This window comes from Marinobacter sp. P4B1 (assembly GCF_001447135.1).
Taxonomy (GTDB): domain Bacteria; phylum Pseudomonadota; class Gammaproteobacteria; order Pseudomonadales; family Oleiphilaceae; genus Marinobacter; species Marinobacter vinifirmus.
The window spans coordinates 299,117-315,367 of sequence record NZ_LLXM01000005.1; the positions used below are offsets into that span (position 1 = coordinate 299,117).

8 protein-coding genes and 2 pseudogenes are annotated in these 16,251 nt (G+C 58.1%); 5 read left to right on the top strand and 5 right to left on the bottom strand.

Annotation, left to right across the window (positions count from 1 at the left end; all coding sequences use genetic code 11):
• Positions 1–120: 120 nt before the first annotated feature.
• Both AQ621_RS17945 and AQ621_RS17950 read left to right on the top strand, forming a co-directional pair.
• A pseudogene (locus AQ621_RS17945) lies at positions 121–333 on the top strand (hypothetical protein); the annotation flags it as partial.
• Positions 328–630: pseudogene (locus AQ621_RS17950) on the top strand (thrombospondin type 3 repeat-containing protein); the annotation flags it as partial. The pseudogenes AQ621_RS17945 and AQ621_RS17950, both read left to right, overlap by 6 nt.
• 714 nt (positions 631–1,344) lie before the next feature.
• Here AQ621_RS17950 and AQ621_RS03130 read toward each other — a convergent pair.
• The 4 genes from AQ621_RS03130 to AQ621_RS03145 all read right to left on the bottom strand — a co-directional run bounded on the left by AQ621_RS03130 (position 1,345) and on the right by AQ621_RS03145 (position 10,920).
• Positions 1,345–3,018 carry a hypothetical protein gene (locus AQ621_RS03130; RefSeq protein ID WP_058340223.1) on the bottom strand — a complete coding sequence of 558 codons (1,674 nt, stop codon included), beginning with the start codon at positions 3,016–3,018 and terminating at the stop codon, positions 1,345–1,347.
• Positions 3,019–3,228: 210 nt separating this feature from the next.
• Entirely contained in the window at positions 3,229–5,328 is a 2,100-nt protein-coding gene (locus AQ621_RS03135) for a CocE/NonD family hydrolase (RefSeq protein WP_058340224.1), read from the bottom strand.
• A gap of 80 nt (positions 5,329–5,408) precedes the next feature.
• The gene (locus AQ621_RS03140; protein WP_058340225.1) at positions 5,409–8,408 is read right to left on the bottom strand and encodes a parallel beta-helix domain-containing protein; all 3,000 of its coding nucleotides are present in this window, start codon (positions 8,406–8,408) and stop codon (positions 5,409–5,411) included.
• A 16-nt stretch (positions 8,409–8,424) separates the two neighbouring features.
• The gene (locus AQ621_RS03145) at positions 8,425–10,920 is read right to left on the bottom strand and encodes an amidohydrolase family protein (RefSeq protein ID WP_227508209.1); all 2,496 of its coding nucleotides are present in this window, start codon (positions 10,918–10,920) and stop codon (positions 8,425–8,427) included.
• Between the two features lie 266 nt (positions 10,921–11,186).
• Between AQ621_RS03145 and AQ621_RS03150 the strand changes: the two genes are divergently transcribed.
• Positions 11,187–11,639 (top strand): (2Fe-2S)-binding protein, encoded by a 453-nt coding sequence (locus AQ621_RS03150; RefSeq protein WP_058340226.1) that lies wholly within the window; start codon positions 11,187–11,189, stop codon positions 11,637–11,639.
• A gap of 24 nt (positions 11,640–11,663) precedes the next feature.
• Complete coding sequence (locus AQ621_RS03155) at positions 11,664–13,868, top strand: xanthine dehydrogenase family protein molybdopterin-binding subunit (RefSeq protein WP_058340227.1); 2,205 nt, start codon at positions 11,664–11,666, stop codon at positions 13,866–13,868.
• A 70-nt stretch (positions 13,869–13,938) separates the two neighbouring features.
• On the opposite strand, the gene AQ621_RS03160 is transcribed toward AQ621_RS03155, so the two are convergent.
• Entirely contained in the window at positions 13,939–15,609 is a 1,671-nt protein-coding gene (locus AQ621_RS03160; RefSeq protein WP_058340228.1) for an AMP-binding protein, read from the bottom strand.
• A 187-nt stretch (positions 15,610–15,796) separates the two neighbouring features.
• On the opposite strand from AQ621_RS03160, the gene AQ621_RS03165 reads away from it, so the two are divergent.
• Positions 15,797–16,225 carry an SRPBCC family protein gene (locus AQ621_RS03165; protein WP_058340229.1) on the top strand — a complete coding sequence of 143 codons (429 nt, stop codon included), beginning with the start codon at positions 15,797–15,799 and terminating at the stop codon, positions 16,223–16,225.
• Positions 16,226–16,251 lie beyond the last annotated feature (26 nt).

Here is a 16,251-nt window from a genome sequence, read left to right on the forward strand (position 1 = left end):
TTTCGCATAAGAGACCCTATTCTACATATAAACTTGGAATATTTTCTAACAAGGACTTCAAAAATGCTCAGAAAACTGAATTTCTTCACGTTCGCTCTACTCGTTTTATCCACAACAACCATGCTGGGTTGCCGCTCGGACAACAGCGACTCCAGACTACCACTCGACGAACTCTCGGCTGGCACCGAACAAGATGGCAGCGCCGGAGGAGAAGGGAGTGGAGATAGTGACGAGTCAAACTCGTCAAACCCCTACCTGCCTCTTCAGCCCACGGAAGATGATTGGGATGGCGATGGCGTTCCGAACGAGGACGATCCATGCCCCCGTGTGCCGGGCGTTGATCCGGCGCTGTGTAATGAATCAGTTGATCCGGACGGCGATGGTTTTCCCACCCTGTACCCGACCATTGAGCCGTTCATTTCACAAGACATAGTTGGCCAGCCATGGGATAACTGTCCGGATATCGCTAACCCAAGCCAGTCAGACCTGGACGGGAACGGCGTTGGAGATGCCTGCGATAAAGACATTGATGGTGACGGCGTGCTGAATGACGCCGATAACTGCCCAGTTGTTGCAAATCCCGGACAAAACGATGAAAACGGCAACGGCATTGGTGATGCTTGCGATCCGGGCATTGAAGACGGTTTCTCTTGCTCTGTCGAGGGAATCTATAGCCCGATGCGGGCCAACGATAGTGCTGTTAAGGCTACGACATCGGTTAACACCACCGGGTGTCTGTTGTCAGGTGATGCTGGCAGCCTGCTTTGCGGAGTCAATAACCCCAATAATGTAGTAGATGATGACTTAACCAACACTGCAGCGATCTACAACACCAACTTGCTGGGCCTGTCTTCTGTCTCCCTGCGCATTGCTAGCGGTACGAACTTTGTCTATCCGGCCAACAACTATGTAGGAGTTGCTATCCGCAATGCTCCACAACTTGTCAAACTCGGACTATTAACCAATGGCGGGCTTCAGGTCAGAACCTTGCTCAACGGTGAAGTACAGGAAGAAACCGGCGGCAGCGTGGGTGCAGACCTGGATCTGCTAGGTCTATCGCAACTTATCGGTAGCGGTGACTTTGAGTATCTGGTGTTTGAAACCAGCCAACCCTTCGACGCAGTTGAGATCTTCAGCGGGGGGTTTGAGCTACTATCAGTGCTGGAAGAGTTTGAAGTCAGCCGAGTTTGTGCAGCCAAGACCGGCATCCCCGATCTGTAACCCGCCATACTATGCTCGGCCAGTTGGTTGCGGTAGTTTAGCCTAACCCCAAGTACCAAAACGGGGTCAGGCCCCCGATACATTTCACCACTCGAAATGTACCGGGGGTCTGACCCGCCTCCCTTAGAGCCGCTCAACCCTGATCGTGAAATCCTCAGAAATTGCACGGTTGGCGTTGATGTTTGTATCCCGGATACCTACAGCCTCCACATGCAGATAAAGGCGGTTGGGATGGGTGTCGTTTATCAACTCGATCTGATGCGAGCACTGGTTTTCACTGGACTGTGCACTCGAAGCCGTATCGAACGGCGTTCTACCGGCCTGGTCCTCCGGCAAGGGCTCGCGGATATCCCAATCCCACTGATAGCCCCTGACGACCACCGGTGCAATGCTGGTGCCGCAGGTGTAGCCGCCAATGGTGAAACGATAGCGCCCAGGGCCCGCGATCAGCTGGTAGTAGCTGTCGGTATTTCTGAAGGTACCCCACTCAATCCCGACCAGCCCGGCGTTATCGCCAACAACCAGCGGGTATGGATCTTTCTTGATACCCTGGCTGAGCTGGAACATTCTCACACTGGTGACGGTTTTGTTGGTGGTGCTGCTCAGGCCCAGGTTGTAGCGTCGATCCCCCTCGATGGGCTGAATCATAAACTCCAGAAAATCGCTCACGCTGCCTGACACACTGCGGATAGAGTTATCTCCCGGAGCCCGGCCAAACCTGGCTGTTGCGCCCGAACCGTTATCATTGAAATACATGAGGAAGCCGTAAGAGCCGGAATACGGCACACTTACCGGAATATCCCTGAGTTCCGGGCTGACCGGAATATTGGTTAGTTCGCCCCAGGGGCACAGCACTCCGGCATAGACACAAATGGTTCCTGCCACCCGGTTAGCGCCACTTTCGGTAGCCTGGAATACCCGGCCAAATTCCTGTTGCAGCGCCTGACGGGCCTGCTCTATCAACGCTGCTTCATTGTTCTGGGCTTCACTGAACATTTTCATCAGGGCTTGCTTACCCGGGCCCTCAGGCCACTCATCCTCCCAGCCGGCATCGGTAACCGCAAAATCTTCTGCCAGCGCATCAACGTCTGCCTGGGTCAGGCCTGCTTTCGCCATAGCGGCCGAATACAACAGCAGCATGTAGCTGTCGCGATCCGTTGCAGAATCGATGCTGTCGAGCAGGTTCAGATTCTCCGGAGGAGTCATAAGGCCAAACCAGGTCATGATGTAGTCATTTGCCCAACCACGCAGTTCCTCATAGGTATAACCTTCAGGCAACCAATATTCCATGTAACGGGCGATCAGGTGGGTGAACAGGTTTACGTTTCCTACCAGGGTTTCGTCAGATACATACATGACTGCCCGCAACCGGAAGGGCTCGGGGGTATAGGCACCGCTGTACTCATTAAAGTAATGACCATTTACCGTCACCATGGCCAGCCCCTGCCAGCCAATTCCTTCGAACCGGATTTTTCCGTCCGCGTCCGTTTGGGTAGACCAGGTTTGCCCGGTCAAACTGCCCTGGCTATCAAGCTCCTGCACTGTAACCGTCGCACCGGTTTGATAAGGGCCCTTCTGGGCATACCCCTCCCCCGCTACCGGCACCAATGGATCAGCGGACTGCATCGGTGGATCAGTTTCTGGGTCGGTTTCGGAGGGGGTTGGAGATTGGGGCTGTGTGGTAGGCGTGGGAGAAGCAACATCATCAGCTCCTGAGGAAGAGCTGTCGCTGTTGCAACCGGCCAGTGCCAGTGCAACCACCAAAGCAAACAGATAGTTAAACACTATGTTTTTCATGACACGTTCCTCTGTGCACAAGTTCAGACCTGCCATCCCCCGGACAAGCCCAACCCACTGCGCAATAGAGTTGTGCCTGATGCGAGTTCACAACTGGCTTCAGCTTAGGTATGGCAGCCAACCGCCAAATTGTCCACTTTTTGTACAGCCGGGTCAGACCCCCGATACATTTCACCACTCGAAATGTACCGGGGGTCTGACCCGCCGTTGTTACCAGGGCTGTTGGTTGAAGTTTTCGGGAATGCCGTAGTAAGGATCGGCAGTGCGCTGGCTCAGGAGTTCAGACCCCAGCACGGGTAGCTGGATTTCACCGGAAACGGTGTAGGCGTTGACGATTACTGAACTCAGCAGGCCCTGCAAGGGATCCAGCAATCCTTGAACGGTACTGCCCGGCAGGCCGCTACCGGGGCTGAAGCCGTTGAGCAGCAGTTCGGTAACCTGGCCAACGGTGGCAGTGCTCATGAAGTTCATGTTTTCCTGGGATTTGAACGCCATTACACCGACTTTGTCGCCGGGGCGAAGGGCTTCGCCCACTGCCACCAGTTCGTGGTTCGGGTAGTCACCCGGGATGAAGCCGGTGAGCATGTCATCCACCAGTAAGGTCTGGCCGTCCCGGACTACACAAACGCCCATATAGGCCACGCCCAGTCCGCCAACCAGGTCTCCGTTTACCTTGAAGTCACGCAGCCTCGGGATACCCGCCAGTACTTTGCGCTCGCCGGCTGGAACGTCGTAAATGGTCTGGCATTCCTGAGCGCCTCTCAGGGCCCCGATGTCCATGTGGAATGAACGCCAGGTCTGGTCCAGGCCCATGGCCTGGTCTGCCTCAAACTTCAGGCCTGGCACTTCGTCGGCAATCAGGGCTTTTTCGTTGTCGAGGGTGATACACACGCCGGGTATCTGCTCCAGCAGGCTTTCATCCGCCCCGCGCAGTTTCACGTCAAACCAGATGCGGATGGCCTTGAACATATCCACACCGCCACAGGAAGTGGTGCCATCCACCTGGTTGGCCAGGGGGTTCATATGGCCGGACTGGTTGGAGAGCAAGCGCACATCGCCACCGGCGATTTTCAGGTAGTGGTAGTTGTTGATGGCTTCCTGCAGCGGGAAGAGTACGTCGCGGTTGCCCTGAATCAACAGCGTATCGATCGGGCGCAGTTGGAACGGGGCATCCCCTTCGCGGAACGGCTGCTGGGCCACTTCCAGGGACTTCAGGTAGTGCAGGCCGTTCTGACTCATGAACTTGAGGATTTCGCCGGTCGGATCTACCGCATCTCGGGTGCGGATGAACGGGAAGAACATGCCCGTACAGGCTTCATCCAGCAGCGGGCTGCGGGATTTTCCGGTCGACAACAGGCACAGCAGGTTGCCCCAGCCGCCTTTGACGGCGCCGTTCGGCATAATGGCTTGCTCCAGGGCATGCCAGGTGCCTACCGGAACAATGGTGTCTACCCGCTCATCCAGCGCTGCCAGTGTTAACTGAAAGCCACCGCCGTATGAGCCACCAAACAGGCCCAGCGGGAAGTCTCCGGTCTCATCCACGGCTACCGGCAGGCGACCATCACTCGCCCTTTGGGCTATCCAGTCGATCACCGCCTGGGCATCACGGGTTTCGTGGTACGGGTTCATCACCATAACCTGCCCTTCGGAATCGCCGAAGCCCCGCTGGGAGAAGCTCACCACGATGTAACCGCTGTTGTGGAGGTCTGCCAGCACATCATCCAGCTGACCAAACATCGATAGCAGGCCACCGCCCTCGTTGACCGGACAGTTATAGGGTTTCAGGTGCTCCTCACAATAAGGCTGCTCTGGCAGGCTGGTGAGTTTACTGCCGCCCCAACCGTGGCTGTGCAGAATAACCGGAAGTTTCTCCCCTTCCCGGTGCTCGGGAACGAACACCTGGGCATCAAGCCAGGTGGTAGGGCTGTCCTGGTAATAGCTTGCGGCTTTCACGTCATCACAGGACGGGCCGGAAGCCAGGGGCCGGCCTTCCGGCGCGCATGAGGGCGGGGCATCGGAAATGATCGGCTGAACGTTGGGGAAAGGATCCCGGTTTTCAGTGCGGGTGTCTGTAGCGTAGGCCACCGCTGGTACTACCGGGCCAAACTCGACTTCCGGCGAGGTGTCGCCTGAGCCATTGCCGGCACCGGAATTATTCCCCGGCTGCGCCGATCCAGGTTTCGGGTTTGCAGACGCCTGAACTGACGGCTCAGTAACCGGGTCCGAGCCGGAGTCACCGCCACAAGCCACCAGAGTCAGCGCCACCAGCGGCGCCAGGGCACCCCGTAACGTATTTCTGTTAATCATCATGCTTTCACCTTTTCTAAACGGGGTCAGACCCCCGATACATTTCACCAATCGAAATGTACCGGGGGTCTGACCCGCCGTTGTTATTGGTTGAGGGACTGGAAGATGCCGGTGCCGCTGCAGGCTTCGCCGTTTTCGTAGTCGGAGTTGACGACGTTGGCGATCCAGCTGTTGAGGAGTTCGACGGCTTCGGTGTGGCTTACGCTCTTGGCGATGGGCGGCATTTTGCGCTGCGGGTCGTCGGCGTTTTCCACGCGGCAGGAGACGATGGACTGGTCCGGGCTGCCGGGCACCACCACGTGCTGTCGGCCGCAGGAGCCGCCGCCGGTGGCGGTGGGCTTCTTGCAGATGCCGTAGCCGGCGTCGATCTTGCGGTAGTGGTCCAGGTAGTAGCCGGTGTTGGAGGCCGCGCCCTTATCGTTGTGACAATGCTGGCAGTTTACTTCCAGGTAGGCCCGCAGGCGGGTTTCCACGTCGGCATCAGAGCCGGCGGTGGCACCGCTGTCGCCCGGTACGTTCCAGTGAGGCAGGCGCTCGATGTTGGTGGCAATGCCGCGGCCATCAATCTGCAACGCCGGCACGTTGGCCAGGATGCCTTGATCCTGCCAGTACTTGAGCTGGTTCACCTGCGGGAAACCGCCCTGCCCTTCGGTGCCCATGAAGCGGGATTCCGGAACGTAGGCACGGTTCAGGTTGCGGGGTTTCGGGCCGATGGGCGCGGCGCCCGCTTCAAGGTCGTCATTGGAATGGCAGGTGATGCACTGGTTCTGGTTGGGAATGGCGTAGCTGTCGGTGGAGCCGGCCAGCAACTTGCCGGTGTGCTGGTCTTCATAGTGCCAGCTTACGCTGCGGGTTTCGCCGCCCGGCATCAGTTTTGCCACTTTCTTGCCGCTGGCGTCGGTGCTCCAGCTGTAGGTGGGACCGCTCCAGACTGCCTTGCCACTCTGGGAGGTGCGCTTGATCAGCAAGCGGGTTTCCACCAGCTCTTCGGTGCCCTTGCTTTCATCCGTGAAGGCGAAGGTTTTGGCGATCACGGTGCCATTCGGGAAGTGAATGGTGCCGTTCAGGTTGCCGCCATTCTGGCCATCCATATACACCGCCTTAGTGCCGGGCGGTATGAACGCAACCCGGTACTTGGTGGCGTAATCAGAAAACAGCTTGGAGTTGAGCACGAACGGCACGCCGCCTTCATGGGGCATGCTGCGCGGGTCTTGCGCGTTGGCGAACAGGTTGTACTGGTCCAGGCGCGGACAGTCTACCGCCAGGGCTTCGCGGTTGATTTCGCCCGGTTTCACCGACGCTTCACACAGCTGGTTGATGTATTCCTGGGTAGGTGCCGGGTCTACTGAACCGCTGCGTTCGAACGGTGGAATGGTTACACGGGGCAGGCTGGCCAATGTACGGCCGAAACGGGCGTTGCAGTCGTGGTCTTCCAGCTCGGTGTCCGCGAAGAATTCGAGCGGGCCGGTAAGCGTGTCCTGCAGCCCTTGCCACGAAAAGATCGCCCCCAAGTCAAAATCCACAACATTCAATACCAGTTCCAGGCCACGCATACCGTGGAAATTGATGTAATCCTGGCTGTCTGACGACATCTCGTTGTCGTAGATGCACGAACCCCACTCCGGCAGCTTGCGCTCGCCCTGTGCGTTGAACTTATAGGCGTTGTAATGGCACGCCGGGTTCGGGTGCTCGTTGGTGTGGATGGGCTTGCCGTTCTCATCTTTCGGCACCGGCTGGCCACTGGCATCCACCGGGTACGGGCACTCGGCATCGTAGTCATCCAGCAGCCCATCCCACACAATGTGGGCACCCTTGCCCGGGTTATGGATGTTCTTGATGCCAATCAGCGTGGGCAGCAGGGTTTCCACCTCGCCTTCGCCGATCACTTTCTCCAGGTTCGGAGCCGGCAAATCGAAGCCGGAGTTCTTCATGACGTTGTTGTAGATGTGCAGGCCTTCGGTATACGGGTCCAGCTTTTTGTCCGAGGTCTTGCCCTTGCCATCAATCAGCTCGTAGCTGGTGTAGATCACCGCTGCGGTGCTGTTGTCTTCGAACACGTTGTCGTACACCTCGATGTTGTCGTAACCGAGGGTAATAAACCCGGTACCCCGGGGCACGGCAGACACCAGGCCACTGTGGGCGAAATTGTAGGTATTGTTGTTGCGGGAGACGTTGTTCAGCATCACCGAGGTGTCTCCGTACTGGGTGATGTTTTCCAGGTCGTAGATCAGGAAGCCGCCGGTGTTACATTCCGCTAGGTTGTTGTCGTACTCGCCGCCCTGGACGTTTTCGATCTCAAAGCCCATCACGTTATAGGCCGCGCGGCTGTTTCTGATGATGGCGGTGTTGGTCTGGCCAACGTAGATGCCGGCGTCCGAGGCACCGATAGATTCGGAGTTATCCACCAGGATGTTCTCGGATTCCACCGGGTAGATGCCGTAACGGCCGCTGTCAGAACTGGGCACGTAATCGGGTGCCGGGTCGCCTTCGTTGAACGGCGGGGTGGTGCATTCCACGTGCAGGCGGGATGCGTAGTTTTCCCGGGTAATGGGTTCACCACCACCGGACCAGATGGCCCGCACGTTCAGCAAAGTACCCCACTTCACGCCCTTGAGCTTGAAGGCATCGCCTGGTGAGTCGAGGATGGTGAGATCCTTCACGGTGATACCACGAACGTTCAGGGCTTCCAGGCCGGTTACGTTATCGCTGTCGCGAAAGTTGAGGACGGTTTCATCCTTACCACAACCGCGGATCTCTACATCTTCCGTGGCCTGGATCAACAGGCCGTGGTACAGGTCGAAGTAACCACAACCGAACTCCAGGGCATCCCCCGGGCGCAGCTGGATCATCGCGGCCACCATGTCTTCGGTGGCCCGTTCACCGGGTTCCACCTTGAACACCCGGCCTTCGCTGAACCTGGCGACGGTTTCTTCCTGCTCCGGTTGGTTATCGCTCTCTGCTGCTGGGCTGCCGGAGGAGCCTCCCGAGCCGCCAAAGCAGCCACTCAGGGAAAGCAAAGCGCTGATGCCCAGCACCGTGGCGCCGGTGCGCCAGGGTAAGTGAGTTCTTTTTGTGAGTTTCATAGCAGTCGCGTCCTTTTTAAAGGGGGGCGTTTTCGATGCGTTCCCACATCCGGAGGTAGGCCTCGGCGGAGGTGAAGAGCTGGTTGACGGCTTCGTCGACCTGTTCTTTCGGGCGATCGGTGTTGAGGATCATGTCGGCGATCTGGTCCGGGTAGAGGCCGTAATGAGCCACGCCGCGGCCGTCGTACAGGCCGAATTCGCGGTCGCCGGTTTTCTGTTTGTGGAAGACCACCCGGCCATCAACCGATTCAAACGGGTACAGGCGGGCGTCGTCTTCCGGGGTACCGGGGTTACTGGCTAGCTGGGCGATACCGTTGACGTCCGAGGCGAAGCCGGCGCCACCGAAGGGGCCAACCTTGAGGTTTTCGGTGCGGGGGCGGTTGCCGTCGCGCAGCAGTTTGTCGACCCAGTTCTCACGGGTGCCACCAAAGGAAGCGGTAATGCCACCCTGGCTGGCAATGCGGTCGCGCAGGGCTTCGGTGCCGCCCCAGCTGCCGTGGCTGTTAATCACCGGGTAATCCAGCCGGCCGGTAATGTCGAGGATGCGAGCGGCGGCCTTGCGGCTGATGTGGTCGGTTTCGATCATCATCTTGCGGCGAATCAGCTCCTGGACCAGGAAATCGCCCAGATCTGTCAGGCCACGGCGGTTACACAGGTGTTCAGTGCCCTGGCGCGGGTCCAGCGCTTGCAGCTGTTCTGGGGTTTCCGGGAAACGGTCGCCGATGTAGTCCATCTGGAACAGCAGCTGGTCAAGGATGCCGAAGGGCTGCATGGCAGCATTCTGGTCTGTTTCATCGCCAACAAATTCAGTGCCTTCGGGGCATTCCTCGAATTCGATGGTGTGGCCGGTTTCCAGCAGGTTGCCGGCATAGAGCACCGGGCCAATGCCGACACCGGAGGTCAGATCGGGCAAGTGGCCGCCAAAGGCGTTATCGAACTTGTGAACCGGGAAAATGTTGCGCACACCCAGTTGGTACAGCTTGTCCAGCCGCTCCACGATGTCTTGCCGGGTACATTCGGCCACATCCAGGAATTCGCCGCACTTAAGCACCTTGGACATTTCAATGCCCAGTACCACCGCCAGCTTGCCATCGTCGATGACGTCCCGGGCTTCGCCGGAACTGGTGACCATCTGGAACCAGCCTTCGCCGGGGCCGCCATGCTGGGCATCAATGTAGTCCTGCATTTCATACATGCGCTGGATCTGCAGCAGGATGGACTCCATCGGGTCGCAGTCGTTCTGTTTCTGGGGATTGATGCGGCACAGGATCTCGTTGTGCACCAGGTGGTTCACCAGGATTTTCATACCGGAATAGTGGGCCCGCTCAAGCCAGCGGTAGTAGCTCTGGTGGTGTTGCAGGGAGTTGTACCGGGGCCAGTCGTTAAAGCTTGGCCAGCCTTGGGTATCGTGGGGGCCTGTGCCGCTGGTGACCAGTTCCAGGAAGCCGGTGGTGCCCCAGGGGCCGTGGGCAACTTCGCAGTCTTCCAGCGCATGGGTTACGCCGAATTTGTGGAAGGGTGCGCCGTAGTTGATGCGCCCGCCAATGAACTCGTAGGCGGAAATATGGGAATGGGTATCCACGTAGCCGTAGATGTCGTCGTTATCGATGCCCTTGATACCTTTGAAGCGATCCACTTCTTTCAGGTAGATGGCCGGGCCACGGTGGTCGGCCACCTCCAGGTTCAGGCCGGCCTCCGGGTATTCGGTGCAGCCTTCGGCCTCAGTGAAGGTAAAGGTATTGGCGGCATTGCGCAGGGACGGCGACGAGAGTGTTAATCCCTCTTCCGAGGTGCCTAACAGAAGACCGGTGACCGCCGAGGTCATGGTGTACTGGTCTGCACCTTCGTGCTTGTTCAGTTTCCAGACCGCCAGGTCACTGGGTCGGTCGACTGCGGCCAGTCGGGGCAGCATGTCTACATTACCCAGTTGCCCGCCGGCAAAATCCAGGCTTTCACCCAGTTCCCGCAGAATGCCGCCCAATGGCAATACCGGATCCAGCACAAGGTTGGCGGTATCTCCCAACCCGGACACCAGGTAACTGAGTTCACCGATGAAGTGCCCGCCGGTATCCAGGAACTCACCGCCCGGATCGCTGATGCCCAGCAACTCAAACTGGCCAACCTGGCTGTCTTCCCGGGAGAAACCGGACATCATCAGGTAAGAGCCCAGCTCGGTGGGCCGCATGGTGAAGCGGGCGGCCTTTCCGGCATCCGGAGTTACGCTGTACTGGCCATCAGCTACCTCGGATACATACAAACCATCCGCCTGCAGGCTGTAGCAACCGTTGGCAAACTGGTAACGGGTATCTTTCCAGGCGTAGGCACGGGCCTCAGGCTGCGAACCGGCCCCGGCCTGGGGCGGATTCTTTTCGGCAGGCTGTTGTGCCGCGGCGTCGCTCTCATCAGCAACCGCATCGGAGCCTCCATCGCCCCCTCCACAACCGGACAAAGCCAGAACCAAACCGGCTAACGCAAAACATGCCAGACCACGCGGGCGGAATTCAGCAGCCACAGCAGACCTCCTGTTCGGGGTAATCCCCGTTTTTGTTTTGATTATGATCTGTATCGTACTGCAGTACGTATACTTACTTTTCAATCATGCCGGATAAAGTAATAGGTCGTCACGTAAGGACGGCGGTCATATCGGGCCAAATTCAAATAAGCGTTCGAATCCGGAAGGTTTTCAGCATACTGTGCGAGCATCGCCGGTTTACAAAATTTGATGATCGCCCCTAATATGCTGATTCAACGACATACAAATACAAAAGGTTTTCCGCAATGATCAGTCTTGTCGTAAACGGAGAAAAACGGTCCCTGGATGTAGACTCAGACACCCCGCTGCTGTGGGTGCTCAGAGACGAGCTCAACCTGAAAGGCACCAAGTTTGGATGTGGTGCAGGGCTTTGCGGTGCCTGCACCGTGCACGTGGGCGGAACCCCCACCCGCGCATGCCAGACTCCGGTAGAGGCCGTAAACGGTCAGGAGATCACCACCATAGAAGGCCTCAGCAAAAACGGTGAACTGCACCCGTTGCAGCAGGCCTGGGTAGAACATGGTGTGCCCCAGTGCGGTTACTGCCAGTCTGGCCAGATCATGACCGCCGCCCACCTGCTGGAGCAGAACCCGTCCCCCAGTGAAGACGACATTGTGAATGCCATGGCCGGCAACCTGTGCCGTTGCGGCACCTATCACCGAATTGTCGAAGCAGTTAAATCGGCGTCTTCCACCTGATAACAAGAATTCGAGGCTTTACCCATGGCGATGAACCGACGGGACTTTCTGAAAGTGTCCACCAGCGCATCTGGTGGACTGGTGTTGTCACTGTCACTGCCCGGCTGTGCCACTGTTGATACCGGTTACTCTGAAAACGCCGGTACCTGGCGCCCGGATGCCTGGCTGGAAATCCAGGACAATGGAAACATCTACTTCACTCTGGCCCGGGTTGAAATGGGCCAGGGCACCTACACCGGCCTGACCACGCTGATTGCCGAAGAGCTGGATGTAGAGCCGGCTTCTATCAAGCCCCGCTTTGCACCGGTAGCGAAGGAATACCTGAACCCTGCCTACAAGTTACAGATTACCGGCGGCAGCACCAGTGTCGCTACCTCCTGGGAACCCCTTCGCCGGGCCGGCGCAGAAGCCCGCTATATGCTGATGATGGCAGCAGCGAACGTCTGGCAGGTAGAAACCGACAACTGCAGCACGCAGGATGGCCGGGTGGTACACCCCAACGGCATCGACAGCCTGCCCTACGCCAGGCTGGCATCCCTGGCGGCCAGTGAAATTCCCCGCATCGAGGTTCCCTTGAAGCCCCGCAGCGAGTGGAAGTACATCGGCAAGCAGATGAAACGGCTGGATGCCGAAGCCAAGTCCACCGGCACCGCCGTGTACGGCATTGATATCGAACAGCCGGGCATGCTGTATGCAGTGGTTACCCGCCCGCCCCGCTATGGCGCGAAGGTGAAATCTTTCAACAAGGCGGATGTCACCATCCATTCCGGCGTAAAGGATGTCTTCGAGATTGACCGGGGTGTGGCGGTGGTCGCCACCTCCTACTGGCGTGCCCGTAAGGCCCAGAGAGCCCTTCAGGTCGAATGGGATAACGACGACGCCATCACCCTGTCGACAGAGAGCGTGTTCCACCATTACTACAAGGATTCGGAACAGGATGCCGGTGTCAGCGAACGGGAAGACGGCGACTATGCGCAGGCCGAAGAGCAAGCCGGCAAGGTTCTGCACGCTGACTACGAACAACCCTACCTCGCTCACTTTGCCATGGAGCCGATGAATGCCACCGCCTGGTACAAGGGCGACGCCATGGAAGTATGGGCATCTACCCAGGCCCCGGACCTCGGGCGCATTGCTGCCGCCCGGGGCTGCGATCTTTCACCGGGCGATATCACGATACACACCACGTTTCTGGGTGGCGGCTTTGGCCGGAGGCTGACCAACGATTACATCGAGGAAGCCGCTGCTGTGTCTTACCGCATGAAGGCCCCGGTAAAGCTGGTCTGGTCCCGGGAGGAAGATACCCAACACAGCCCCTGCCGCCCGGCCATGCTGCACCGGATGCGGGCCGCGGTCAGCGGCAACAGGCTCGAAGGCTGGCACCACCAGATTGTCGGGCCGCAGATCCTTGACTGGTATATCACCAACGCGGCACCGGCCCAGTACCCCTGGGCTCCGAAAATTCTTTACAACACCCTGGGGCGGGTGGGCCTGGCTGCCGAAGGGTTAGCCACGCCGAAAGATGTCTCCGCCATTGAAGGCGCCATCGACTATCCGTATCAGGTGCCTAATGTGGAGCTGCGACATACCCACAGCGACCCGGGCTTCCCGATCACCTGGTGGCGCTCGGTGGGTTATTCCCATAACGGCTTTGCGGTGGAAACCTTTATGGACGAAATCGCCCATGAACTGGGGGAAGACCCCATTGCGTTCCGCCGGGCCAGGCTTCAGAACCAGCCCAGGCACCTTCAGGTACTTGACCGGGTGGCAGAGATGTCCCGCTGGAACAGCGCCAGTGCTTCCGGGCGTGCCAAGGGCGTGGCAGTGTTCCAGAGCTTCGGTACCTTCGTAGCCCAGGTGGTTGAGGCGAGCATTGAAGGCAGCGAGATCAAGGTACACAAGGTGTGGTGCGCCGTGGATTGCGGCCAGGTGGTAAACCCGTCGGTGGTAAGCGACCAGATCAAGGGCGGCATTCTGTTCGGCCTGTCAGCAGCGCTGTGGGGTGAGATCACCCTGGCAGATGGCAAGGTGCAGCAGAGCAACTTCCACGATTACCCGGTGATGGCCATGCACAACTTGCCAGATGTTGAACTGGATATCGTAGACAGCAACGAGGCACCCACCGGTGTGGGCGAGCCGGGCGTGCCACCGGTTATTCCTGCTCTGGGCAACGCCCTGTTCCGGCTGACCGGCGTTCGCCAGCGCAGGCTGCCCCTGAAAGCCATCGGCTGAAGTTCCTGACACCTCAACTGAAAAGAGCCCCGACCGGGGCTCTTTTCGTTACTGCTTATGCTGGCAAAACTTACTGCCAGATAACCGGTTTCTTCTGTCCGTACCAGGCGTCTACCTTCTGCTGGTAGGTGTCTTCCACCACGTTACGCTTGAGCTTCAGGGTCGGGGTCAGGAAGCTGTTCTCGATGGTCCACTCGTCTTGCATCACGATAATGAACGCCAGCTGCTCGTGGGGATCAACCTGCTTGTTGATGTCCTGGATGAGCTGCTTCAGGCTGTCCTCGATTTCCTGTTTCAATGCTGCATCGTCTTGCACCTGGGGCCGCAGCTCTTCGTTCAGCATCACCATGGCGAAGGGCTGGGTCTGGTTGGCACCGGATACACAGCACACCTCGATGGACTCGTGGGCCATCAGCAGGTTTTCCAGCTTGGCAGGCGCAATGTATTTGCCCTTGCTGGTTTTGAAGATCTCCTTCAGGCGGCCGGTGAGCTTCAGACGCCCCATCTGGTCGATCTCGCCCTTGTCACCGGTTCTGAGAAAGCCATCTTCGGTGAAAGCTTCCGCAGTTTTCTCGTCATCCTTGTAATAGCCCATCATGGTAGCCGGGCTCTTCACCTGGACTTCGCCCTGCTCGCTGATGCGGGTTTCTACCCCCGGCAATGCTTCGCCCACGTAGCCGGTGCGGGTGCGCCCCGGCTTGTTCATGTGGGAATAGGCAAAGTTTTCAGACATGCCGTAGCCTTCCAGCAATTCCAGCCCCAGGTTGCGGTACCAGTCCAGCACATCGTGGGACAAGGGCGCGGAGCCAGAGCCAGCCAGCTTTACCTGGTCCAGGCCCAGGTTCTTCAGCACCTTCTTCTTGATCAGCTTGTTCACCAGCGGGATCTTCAGCAGGCGGTCCAGCTTGTGCTTGGGCACCTTCTGCAGCACGCCGTGCTGGAACTTCACCCACAAGCGAGGTACAGACAGGAACAGCGTGGGCCGCGCCCGCTGCAGATCCTGCACGAAGGTATCCAGGGATTCGGCAAAGAACAGCTGGAAGCCAGCGTACAGCGAACCCAGTTCGACAAACGTACGCTCGAACACATGGGCCATGGGCAGGTAAGACAGCATGCGCTCATCCGGCCCCACGTTCAGGGTTTTGATGCCGCCTTCTGCGGCAAAGGCCATGTTGTCGAAGCCGAGCATCACACCCTTGGGCCGCCCGGTACTGCCGGAGGTATAAACAATGGTGGCCAGCTCTTCCGCATCCCGCACCGGGTTGCCCTGCAGCGGCTCGTTGCCGGCAACAATTGCGTTCCAGGTTTCATAGTTGTTGGGCGGGCTGAGCGGGTACGAAATGCAGCGAACGGAATCCGGAACACCCGGCTTCATGCTCGGCCAGTCATCCAGCTTGCCCACAAACAGCACTTCACAGCCGGCGTGGTTGAGTACGTAGTTTACCGTGTCGGCATTCAGCATCGGGTACAGGGGCACAGAAATATGCCCTGCCAGCCATATAGCCCAGTCGGTCATGATCCAGTGGGCGCAGTTCTTGGAGATAATCCCGACCCGGCTCTTCTCCGGCAGGTCCAGAGACTTCAGGTAAGCCGCCATGCGCCGGGCTTCGTCCACCGCGCGGCCCCAGGTGAATTCATCCACCGTGCCGTCGCCCATGGGCTGGGTCATGTAGAGCCGGTCTTTGTGGTTGTTTTCCCACTGGTAAAGCATATCCAGTGGCAGCTTGGCGTTGGTGCTCATGGTTCTTCCCTCTCGCACTGAAGGTTCATTGTTAGTGTTATGTGTAGTTTAGCCACTCAAATACTTTATAAATTGACCGCAAAGCCGGACTTCGGAAACATTGGGGTCAGGCCGGACAGTATTCGACTTTTGTTTAATACCGTAAACAGGTAATCTGGCAGCCACAACCAACAACAAGAGCATGACGATGGCCAGCTACACCATTGAAATTGATGAAACTTTTGATGTGCCAAGGCGAAAAGTCTTCGCCCTGTTTGCCGACCATCACCGTTTCGGCAAAATGATCGGTGCTCCGGTAAAACGCATCAAAGACAGTGACCAGGCCGATCCGAACGGTACCGGCTCGGTACGTAAAATCGGCATTGGCCCCCTGTCGCTGCAGGAAACCGTACTGGTTTTCGAGCCTGACTCGCTGATTGAATACACCATCACCAGCCTTAGCCCGATTCGAAATCATATGGGGCGTATTCGTTTTTATGACACGCAGGAAGGTCAAACCCGGGTCAGCTATACCATCACCTTCGAAGATATCGTGCCGTTTTCAGGCAAGGTGGTCAGTGCGGCGCTGGAGCAGGGCCTGAAGCGCGGCATCCGCCGGGTTCCGGAGCTGGCGTAGCCATAGCAACAATCCGTTACTTGATG

What these genes read in the sequence shown, in the direction of transcription:
- AQ621_RS03130 (WP_058340223.1), bottom strand. Translation starts at nt 3,018, where the DNA reads ATGAAAAACATAGTGTTTAACTATCTGTTTGCTTTGGTGGTTGCACTG.
- AQ621_RS03135 (WP_058340224.1), bottom strand. Translation starts at nt 5,328, where the DNA reads ATGATGATTAACAGAAATACGTTACGGGGTGCCCTGGCGCCGCTGGTG.
- AQ621_RS03140 (WP_058340225.1), bottom strand. Translation starts at nt 8,408, where the DNA reads ATGAAACTCACAAAAAGAACTCACTTACCCTGGCGCACCGGCGCCACG.
- AQ621_RS03150 (WP_058340226.1), top strand. Translation starts at nt 11,187, where the DNA reads ATGATCAGTCTTGTCGTAAACGGAGAAAAACGGTCCCTGGATGTAGAC.
- AQ621_RS03155 (WP_058340227.1), top strand. Translation starts at nt 11,664, where the DNA reads ATGGCGATGAACCGACGGGACTTTCTGAAAGTGTCCACCAGCGCATCT.
- AQ621_RS03160 (WP_058340228.1), bottom strand. Translation starts at nt 15,609, where the DNA reads ATGAGCACCAACGCCAAGCTGCCACTGGATATGCTTTACCAGTGGGAA.
- AQ621_RS03165 (WP_058340229.1), top strand. Translation starts at nt 15,797, where the DNA reads ATGGCCAGCTACACCATTGAAATTGATGAAACTTTTGATGTGCCAAGG.